Source organism: Microcystis sp. LE19-195.1E, from assembly GCF_027532095.1.
GTDB classification, from domain to species: Bacteria; Cyanobacteriota; Cyanobacteriia; order Cyanobacteriales; family Microcystaceae; genus Microcystis; species Microcystis aeruginosa.
This window is the reverse complement of record NZ_JAPZSZ010000347.1, coordinates 1-8,087: the sequence shown is the minus strand read 5'-3', so window position 1 is coordinate 8,087 and position 8,087 is coordinate 1. Positions and strand designations below refer to the sequence as shown.

Sequence of the window (8,087 nt, the reverse complement as noted above, 5' to 3'; positions counted from 1 at the left end):
TCGCGGGCCCGATTTCTTCGCTGTCCTCAATGTCGATGGCAGCAGAGAGCGACAGGGTTGGGTAATTTGGGAAGAAGAGGGACGTTATCCTGACGTTATCGTGGAATTAACCTCTCCTAGTACCGCGAGAACCGATAAAGTCCGAAAAAAAGCCATTTATGAGGGAACCTTCCGCACGCCAGATTATTTCATCTACGATCCTTTCGATGGCAATTCTTTACAAGGATGGCATTTAGGAGCAGACCAACGCTACCATTCTTTAGAACGAAATGAGCGCGGCTGGTTATGGTGCGAAACATTAGGCTATTGGTTGGGAACTTGGGAGGGGACTATTGACCGAGAAACGGCAATTTGGGCGAGATTTTATGACCCGGAAGGCAATTTAATCCCCTTGCCAGAAGAAGCGGCACAAGAGCAAGCGGCCGCAGCACAAGAGCAAGCGGCCGCGGCACAGGAGCAGGCGGCCGCGGCACAGGAGCAGGCGGCCGCGGCACAGGAGCAGGCGGCCGCAGCACAGGAGCAATTAAATGCTACTCAGCAAGCTCTGGAAGCGGAAAGACAGCGTTCTCAACGGCTGGCGGCTCGTTTGCGAGAAATGGGGATAGAGCTATAGTATAGCTGTATTTGTTTAGGTGAGGAGGTAAACTACTGGTGTTCCTCCTCGCTTAAAGTCGGTTAATTTCTCCTTTCACGGTTGAGAGATCCTGCAATCCCAGTGTATTTGAAATCTAGCTCGACACCTGTTTGCTGCTGTGATTACCTTTTGACCAGTGGGTAATTATTGATCAGAGTTTTCTTTGATTCTTCCTTAAACAGTAAACAGTAAACAGTAAACAGTAAACTGAAAACTCAAATCTGATAACTGATAACTGATAACTGATAACTGATAACTGATAACTGATAACTGATAACTGATAACTGATAACTGATAACTGATAACTGTCTCAACTAGGAAATTTATTTGGCACGACTACTTATACTTATATGTCTAATCTATCTTTGGGCGCGCAACCTCCCCTCGAATTTATCCCCCCTGACCTTAATTCCTTGCTTTTAAAGGGATGTCAAATCTTTTTACCTCTTTGGTTACAAACTCAAACCAACTTAAGAGAAATTTCCGCCGCCAATCTAGAAACTTTAATCACATTTTATCAAAAAAGTCAAGAGAAAAAAGTCCGTTTACTGCTTGCTTTCCGTCATCCCAGTATTAACGATCCCTACTGTATGGCCTATCTTTTGTGGAAATTAGTACCCAAAAAAGCCGAAGAGTTAGGAATAAAATTAAACAAGCCAATTCACGCTCATTTTATGTATGATCGAGGGATTCCTTTATGGGCTGGAGAAAGGGTAGGATGGTTATATTCTAAGTTAGGTGGCACACCAATTCAACGGGGAAAAGCCGATTTAATCGGATTGCGTTCGGCTCGTCGTTTATTATTAGAAGGAGATTATCCTTTAGCCGCTGCTCCGGAAGGGGCAACTAACGGACATAATGAGCTTGTTAGCGCAATTGAACCGGGTATTTCTCAATTAGCTTTTTGGGGGGTGGATGATGTCAAAAAAGCTAAACAACAGCAAGAAGTAATTATTTTACCTATTGGTATTCAGTATTTTTATCTGACTCCAGTGTGGCAAGAAATCGAGCAAATTTTAACTAATTTAGAAAACGATAGCGGTTTAGAACCCACCCCGAATTCATCCCGAGAAGAAAAGGTTTTATACGAGCGTCTTTTTCGGTTAGGAGAAAGATTATTATCCTTAATGGAGGATTTTTATCGAGATTTCTACTATCAATCTTTGCCTGTAGTACCTGCCAATGGCGATGATCCAAACGAAACCCTAGCCAAACGTTTAGCCAATTTATTAGATGTGGCCCTACAAACCGTAGAAAAGTATTTTAATGTTTCTCCTAATGGTAATGTAATCGATCGCTGTCGTCGTTTGGAACAAGCAGGATGGGAACGCATTTATCGCCAAGAATTAAAACCCACTCATTCTATTTCTCCCCTTGAATTAGGATTAGCTGATCGCCTGGCCGATGAAGCTAATTTAAAAATGTGGCACATGAGAATTGTCGAAAGTTTCGTCTCAGTAACCGGTTATTATGTCAAAGAAAAACCCACCGTAGAAAGATTTGCCGAGACAATTTTATTACTCTGGGATTTAGTGACAAGAATTAAGGGAGGTAATCCCTTTTTTCGTCCCCAAATTGGTCAACAAAAAGCGATAATAACTATTGGTAAACCTATTTCCGTATCCGAGCACTATGCTGATTATAAAAGCGATCGACGCTCGGCCGTAGCCCAATTAACCCAAGATTTACAAACCAGTTTAGAAAGTTTAATTATTCATCAGTAGATAATTAGGGTTTGCTGAATAAGTTTGTTGGTGGGGTTAGGAGTCAGTTATCAGATTTGAGTTATCAGATTTGAGTTATCAGTTATCAGTTCACTGATTACTGTTCACCGAGAAAACCCCCCACTTCCCCGGGAAAAACTTTTTCACCTAGCTCTAGTATAGGAGATAGTACGGGAATCTGGAAAAACTCAATACCGAAAACCCTACCCCGGTCAGAGAATCTTTTATCTATCATAAGAGGGTAGAGATAAACCAACATCTCTAGCGTTAAGAAAACTTCGGAGGTGACTTATATGGCACTTATACGTTGGGAACCTTTCAGAGAAGTAGAAAGCCTACAGAAAGAAATGAATCGCTTGTTTGACCGTCTTGTACCGACTGATGTGGGCAATGGCGAAAAAATGGGGTTATCCTTCATCCCGGCGGCGGAAATTACCGAAACGCCAGAGGCCGTTCAGCTTAAACTGGAAATACCTGGTATGGAAGCCAAAGACCTCAACGTGGAAGTAACAGCCGATAGTCTGACCGTTAATGGTGAAAGAAAATCGGAAATTAAAACCGAAGAAGAAGGATTTACCCGCACTGAGTTCCGTTATGGTAAATTTCATCGGGTTATTCCTCTACCGGTTCGGGTTGATAACAATAACGTGACTGCTGAATACAAAGATGGCATTCTCAATCTCACTCTCCCGAAAGCGGAAGAAGAAAAAAATAAAGTGGTGAAAGTGTCCATCAATCCTACCATTGCTCAATGATGTAGTACTCATTGTCCGGTCTTAAGCGAAAGAGTTAACCTAGTGTGATTAAACCAAAGCGGGAGTATCAAACCATACTTCCGCTTTTAGCTTCCTAAACCTTTAACTTAAAACTTCTAACACTGCTTGGGGTGATAATTTATCTTTAAACCAGATAACCTGAGCGGGTAGATTTTGAAATTTAACTCCGGCTTTTTCTAGATTTAACCGTTCCGATACGGCTAAAATTAGATTATTTGCTTGGGCCGATTTAACCTGTAAAAATTTCTTTTGTAGGTATTCTGGTCGCCAATAACCAACAATTTCGAGGAGAAAAACGCGACCATCGGGATGCACTAAACGGAAATCGGGAATCATCACTCCTCCGGGTAAAGGCACTAAATCCACTTCCCTTTCTAGTTGCCATTCAGTTTTTAACTGTAACCAACGTTTAGCGAAAGATTCCTCTAACATACTATCGTAGGGTTTACCTGGGGAATAGTGGGACACCAGACCACAGTTATCCTCTAAATTGAACTGTTGTTTTTTAATAGTGCCTGTATAGGAATCTTTATACTGTAATTGTGCCTTCAGATTCCAGTGAGTAACATGGAGTAAGGCAGGAATTAATTTAGCGATTTCAATGCCATAACGACTGTTAGCTTTAAATAAACTGGTGGGACCATCGATAGTAATAGTAAATCCCGTGTCGGCATCCCCTTCGATATAAGTCATTAAACGAAATAGTTTTAGATAGCGAAAGAGATATTTATATTCCCCCGGATCGTTGCGGTGGACGTTGATGATTAAATAACTGGCCCGATAAAAAATACCTTGAATTTGCGAGAGGTTAAAACGATGAATTAAGTTTTCGGGGGTGGGAGCATCAAATTGAGTGAGAATTTTATTCTCTGCTAAATCAGCATAGAGTCCTTTTTCTAGAGCTACTGGAAAAATTTCTTGATTTAATTCTTGGCTGAGTTGCTGGGCAATTGTTTGAAGAATTAGCGATCGATTTTGGGGAATAGGAACAAAGTTAGCCGCTTGTTCAAAAACTCTTTTTCTTAATTCCTGCGGTTCTAAGGGACTAATAATCTCAAAGGTGGCAAAATGATTGGTTAATAGGTGAGCAAATCCCCGTTTAATTTTATAATCGGGACTGTCTCCCTCCAAGATTAGGAGTTTTTGGCTTAATTCTCCCTTAGTTTGACCGATACTTTCCTGAAAACAGGTGATTTGTTCTTGAGCGATCATCAGATAATCAGGAGCGATCGGTAAGCGTTTGGGAATAATTGTCTCGCCATTTTGACGGGAAATCAATAAATCGGTCGGTAACATGGCAAGCTAGAGAAGAATAATCAGATGGGGAGAGGTGGGACGACAAGGAAAGGTCGAAACCCCAAAAATCCCCCGATTCTAACTATTTTGGTCGATATAACGCTCTAAATCCTCGATTACACGGGTTAATTCTGCTTCTGTGGTTAAGCGTAGGCGATCGTCACGAACCGTTAACAAAACTTTAGCCGAAAAAGGACTCGGATAAATATTGGGATTACAAAACACTTCCAGAAACACATCACCAGTGTGCTGATATTCCAGCGGTTTTTGGGGTTGGGGTTTACCCCCACTAGCGGCATTACTGGCGATCGCTTTCAGGTGATCGAGTAAAATATTAATTTCCCTTTGCAAATCCAGAGCAGCACTGGGACTGAAACGAAAAGTAACGGAACCTTGCAAGAGATTAAGAGTTAAAGGAATCATGGAAAAAATCAGGTTAAGAGAAAGCCTGAAGTCAATTATATTAATTTGGGGAAATTTAGGGAAATTGGGTTTTGGGGGATTGTTCAGTCATCAGTAATCAGTAAACAGTAAACAGTAATCAGTGAGGTTCTTCGTTACTTGGTCTGGTTCGATCGGGTGATCGCTAAGTAGGTGGGTGGAATTAAATATAAGATGAACGTAGGTTGGGTTGAAGCATGAAACCCAACGCCTAGGTTCGGTTTGATCGGGTGATCGCTAAATGTCTTTCTATATAATGGTTTCATCCCTTATAACCCCGTCCATTGCATAACAGGAACCGAAAGGCCATCAGTGAACTGAAAACTCACCACTGATAACTGAAGTTACCGACGGGGAACGAGATTAATCCGGCCCTCGTCCATTTCATCCATGAGTAACTCTAGGGCCTCGTAATCCACATCGGAAACGTAGCCAAGACGAGCGAGGAGTTCATTAATTCCGTTTTCGATTTCTGGCGTGATTTGACGATAATATAGGGCTTGTTCCACTAATTGGCGGATAGTCGGCTGGGTATCCACAATTTCCTTACTCTAGTTCAATAAATCTAGTTTCTGTATCCTGCTTTACTTTATTTCAGCAAAAATACCAGTATAATGCTGGTTCATCATCAGTCATTCGGGATTAGAGCTTAAACCTAACGACTTTCCCCTGGTATTCGCCCTAATAAGCCTTGATCACTGTTCCTCTTGACTCCCCGGATCATCAGGTTAACCTAAAAGTGGTTCCTTCCCACAGGGGAAAGATTAAAAAAAGATTAATCTTTTCAGGAGAGAGGAAATTTATCGAGACCGGGGTTGCAAAATCAGAAAGTTAGGACATAATAGCGGTATCTGATCTCCAGTTAAAAGGTTCATTTATGAATTTCAAAGCCCAGCCATGAAAAGTCCTGTAAAAGTCCCGGAAATTGCTCTATTTGAGCCAAACGGCTATATTACCGCCGCTAACGTCCTAGAATTTCAAGAGCAGCTCACCAATCTGGTTAACCAGAGTCGCTCTATCACTTTTCTCGTGGATATGAGTAGGGTGGAATTCCTCGACAGCGCTGGATTAATGGCTTTAGTTACCGCCTTTCGTCTGGCTCAAAGTCAAGAAAAATCCTTCAATATCTGTTCTATTCCACCTTCAGTCAAGATTATCTTTGAATTAACCCAACTCGATCGGGTTCTCTCGGTTTTCCCTAGCCGTGCTGACTTTGATGCTGTTATCACCCTCCCCCAAGCGGCCTAAGCAGACAAAATAGGGTTTCTCGCCGCAATTTCTCGGCTACAATCTCAATTCTCCCCGTAAATCACCTCTTGACCGGGCAGATTCCCATTTGTACAACCGACTCCTCAGGACAACAATTTTTCTCAAGGAGAGCCATTATACTGTTGAGATGGCTCTCCTCCTTTTTGGATATTATTTCTGGGACAAACTACCGTACACTTGTTCGGAGCAGATTACAAAAGACTGTCTGTTAAGAAATTCCATCACTTTAGTGATGACAGAGGGGAAGGGGGCCAAGATGGTAGATAGGTAATGAGTAGTAATTTCCTAGAATCCATGACAGTCAAAAATCTCCAGTATGCTTATTTTCCCGGTTGTGTCGCCCAAGGTGCCTGTCGGGAACTATATCTATCCACGGCAGCCCTGACGGAAGCTTTGGGGATTAATTTAGTCGAACTCAAAAAAGCTGCCTGTTGTGGTTCGGGAACCTATAAGGAAGATTCGCAACTCTTGGAAGATACCGTCAACGCGCGCAATATTGCCCTAGCGGAAGCCCTCAATTTACCCCTGTTGACTCACTGTAGCACCTGTCAAGGAGTGATCGGTCATGTGGACGAGCGCTTGAAGGAAGCAAAGCATAATAATCCCAATTATGTTGAGGAAGTTAATAATTATTTACAGAAAGAACATTGTTCCCCCTACCAAGGTACGACGACGGTTAAGCACCTACTCTGGGCAATTGTCGGCGATTATGGCTTAGATAATCTGGCGGCCAAGGTGATTCGTCCCTTATCAGGCTTAAATTGTGCCAGTTTTTATGGTTGTTATCTCCTGCGCGCCCAGGATACTCTCCCCTACGATAATCCTTTTCAGCCGGAATCCCTAGAAAATGTCTTTCGGACCGTGGGAGCAAATCCGATTTATTATCAAGGACGCACTCAATGCTGTGGTTGGCCCCTGTCCAGTTATGCCACCACCCAATCCTTCCAAATGGCAGGAAAACACATTTTAGAGGCCATGGCAGCAGGGGCCGATTGTTTAGTCACCCCTTGTCCTTTATGCCATCTTAATCTTGATTCCCGACAACCGGAAGTGGCAAAAGCGATCGGTCGAAGTTTAGGTTTACCTGTGTTACATTTTTCCCAATTAGTCGCTTTAGCGCTCGGAGTCAGTCCCGATCGTTTAGGATTAGATCGACACATCGTTTCCACCAAATCCCTCTTAAAGAAATTGGGGTTTTAGAACTCAATCAGGAGTGTTAGCAATGGATTGGTTAAAAAGAATTTTCGGGTTAGATAAACCGGCAGATGCCGCTAGTGCGATTGCGGGGAAAGCCGCTGCTGCGGGTATTCCCCCCGAAAGAGTCGGATTAGATGGAAAATACGACGAAAGCGGCCTAGCTAAACGAGTAGTTTTAGCTTTTGACGAGACACCGGATTTAGCTGATGAAGACAAATTGTGGGTCGCTCAAACTGGTGGTAAAGTTGTACTAAAAGGCAAGGTTTCCCATCAGGCGACTTTAAATAAAATGGTTGCGATCGCCAGTAAAGTTCATGGAGCAACCAGCGTCGATACCAGTCAAGTAACTATTGGGTGAAGTCGAACGGCTGTTAACCTCTTGTAAAAATCAAAAATTGTTGTTAGGGTTAGGAGTCAGTCCTGATGCAACAAGTTACACCGCCAAACATGAAAATATTCTGATCCTAAATCTGGTTATTAAAAACGGATTATTTATTCCCCCTTTTGCATGAGTGCCTCTCCTGATATGTAGCCTAGACTCAAGGGATTTAGTATTACTTCCGACTTTATCGCTCAATCCAAGCTTTTGGGGGGTTCTACCCCCCAAACCCCTAGGGTTGATTCATTTAAATTAAGTACAGCTGATTTTGAGTCAATAAATTTGAATGAAAATTCTCAAGTTTATCTTTTTCTAATCAAAAGAGTTAGTCACAATAACTAATCTTTAGTCCTCTGCCAATATTTATTATG

General features: G+C 42.4%; 9 protein-coding genes. 6 read left to right on the top strand and 3 right to left on the bottom strand.

Annotated features, from left to right (window positions below; translation table 11 throughout):
* The 3 genes from O9300_RS18700 to O9300_RS18690 form a co-directional block, all read left to right on the top strand.
* Positions 1 to 613, top strand: a 613-nt coding sequence (locus O9300_RS18700; RefSeq protein WP_287973315.1) for a Uma2 family endonuclease, incomplete at its 5' end; no start/stop codon positions are given.
* Between the two features lie 371 nt (positions 614 to 984).
* On the top strand, positions 985 to 2,358 hold the full coding sequence (locus O9300_RS18695; protein ID WP_287973314.1) for a 1-acyl-sn-glycerol-3-phosphate acyltransferase: 1,374 nt from the start codon (positions 985 to 987) through the stop codon (positions 2,356 to 2,358).
* Positions 2,359 to 2,651: 293 nt separating this feature from the next.
* Positions 2,652 to 3,113 (top strand): Hsp20/alpha crystallin family protein, encoded by a 462-nt coding sequence (locus O9300_RS18690; RefSeq protein WP_190720655.1) that lies wholly within the window; start codon positions 2,652 to 2,654, stop codon positions 3,111 to 3,113.
* A gap of 102 nt (positions 3,114 to 3,215) precedes the next feature.
* On the opposite strand, the gene O9300_RS18685 is transcribed toward O9300_RS18690, so the two are convergent.
* From O9300_RS18685 to O9300_RS18675, 3 genes are all read right to left on the bottom strand, one after another.
* Positions 3,216 to 4,430 carry a DUF790 family protein gene (locus O9300_RS18685; RefSeq protein WP_287739583.1) on the bottom strand — a complete coding sequence of 405 codons (1,215 nt, stop codon included), beginning with the start codon at positions 4,428 to 4,430 and terminating at the stop codon, positions 3,216 to 3,218.
* Between the two features lie 78 nt (positions 4,431 to 4,508).
* Positions 4,509 to 4,853, bottom strand: a complete 345-nt coding sequence (locus tag O9300_RS18680) for a hypothetical protein (RefSeq protein WP_190720652.1) — start codon at positions 4,851 to 4,853, stop codon at positions 4,509 to 4,511.
* 362 nt (positions 4,854 to 5,215) lie between these two features.
* The gene (locus tag O9300_RS18675; RefSeq protein WP_002761266.1) at positions 5,216 to 5,410 is read right to left on the bottom strand and encodes a hypothetical protein; all 195 of its coding nucleotides are present in this window, start codon (positions 5,408 to 5,410) and stop codon (positions 5,216 to 5,218) included.
* Between the two features lie 358 nt (positions 5,411 to 5,768).
* On the opposite strand from O9300_RS18675, the gene O9300_RS18670 reads away from it, so the two are divergent.
* The 3 genes from O9300_RS18670 to O9300_RS18660 all read left to right on the top strand — a co-directional run bounded on the left by O9300_RS18670 (position 5,769) and on the right by O9300_RS18660 (position 7,695).
* Positions 5,769 to 6,119 (top strand): STAS domain-containing protein, encoded by a 351-nt coding sequence (locus O9300_RS18670; protein ID WP_002761268.1) that lies wholly within the window; start codon positions 5,769 to 5,771, stop codon positions 6,117 to 6,119.
* 291 nt (positions 6,120 to 6,410) lie between these two features.
* Positions 6,411 to 7,340: a CoB--CoM heterodisulfide reductase iron-sulfur subunit B family protein gene (locus tag O9300_RS18665; RefSeq protein ID WP_287973312.1), complete on the top strand. Its 930-nt coding sequence runs from the start codon at positions 6,411 to 6,413 to the stop codon at positions 7,338 to 7,340.
* A 22-nt stretch (positions 7,341 to 7,362) separates the two neighbouring features.
* Positions 7,363 to 7,695, top strand: a complete 333-nt coding sequence (locus O9300_RS18660) for a BON domain-containing protein (protein ID WP_287973311.1) — start codon at positions 7,363 to 7,365, stop codon at positions 7,693 to 7,695.
* The last annotated feature ends 392 nt before the right edge of the window (positions 7,696 to 8,087 follow it).

Excerpts from the sequence above, each read along its gene's own strand:
- O9300_RS18695 (WP_287973314.1), top strand. The coding sequence starts at position 985 with ATGTCTAATCTATCTTTGGGCGCGCAACCTCCCCTCGAATTTATCCCC.
- O9300_RS18690 (WP_190720655.1), top strand. The coding sequence starts at position 2,652 with ATGGCACTTATACGTTGGGAACCTTTCAGAGAAGTAGAAAGCCTACAG.
- O9300_RS18685 (WP_287739583.1), bottom strand. The coding sequence starts at position 4,430 with ATGTTACCGACCGATTTATTGATTTCCCGTCAAAATGGCGAGACAATT.
- O9300_RS18680 (WP_190720652.1), bottom strand. The coding sequence starts at position 4,853 with ATGATTCCTTTAACTCTTAATCTCTTGCAAGGTTCCGTTACTTTTCGT.
- O9300_RS18670 (WP_002761268.1), top strand. The coding sequence starts at position 5,769 with ATGAAAAGTCCTGTAAAAGTCCCGGAAATTGCTCTATTTGAGCCAAAC.
- O9300_RS18665 (WP_287973312.1), top strand. The coding sequence starts at position 6,411 with ATGAGTAGTAATTTCCTAGAATCCATGACAGTCAAAAATCTCCAGTAT.
- O9300_RS18660 (WP_287973311.1), top strand. The coding sequence starts at position 7,363 with ATGGATTGGTTAAAAAGAATTTTCGGGTTAGATAAACCGGCAGATGCC.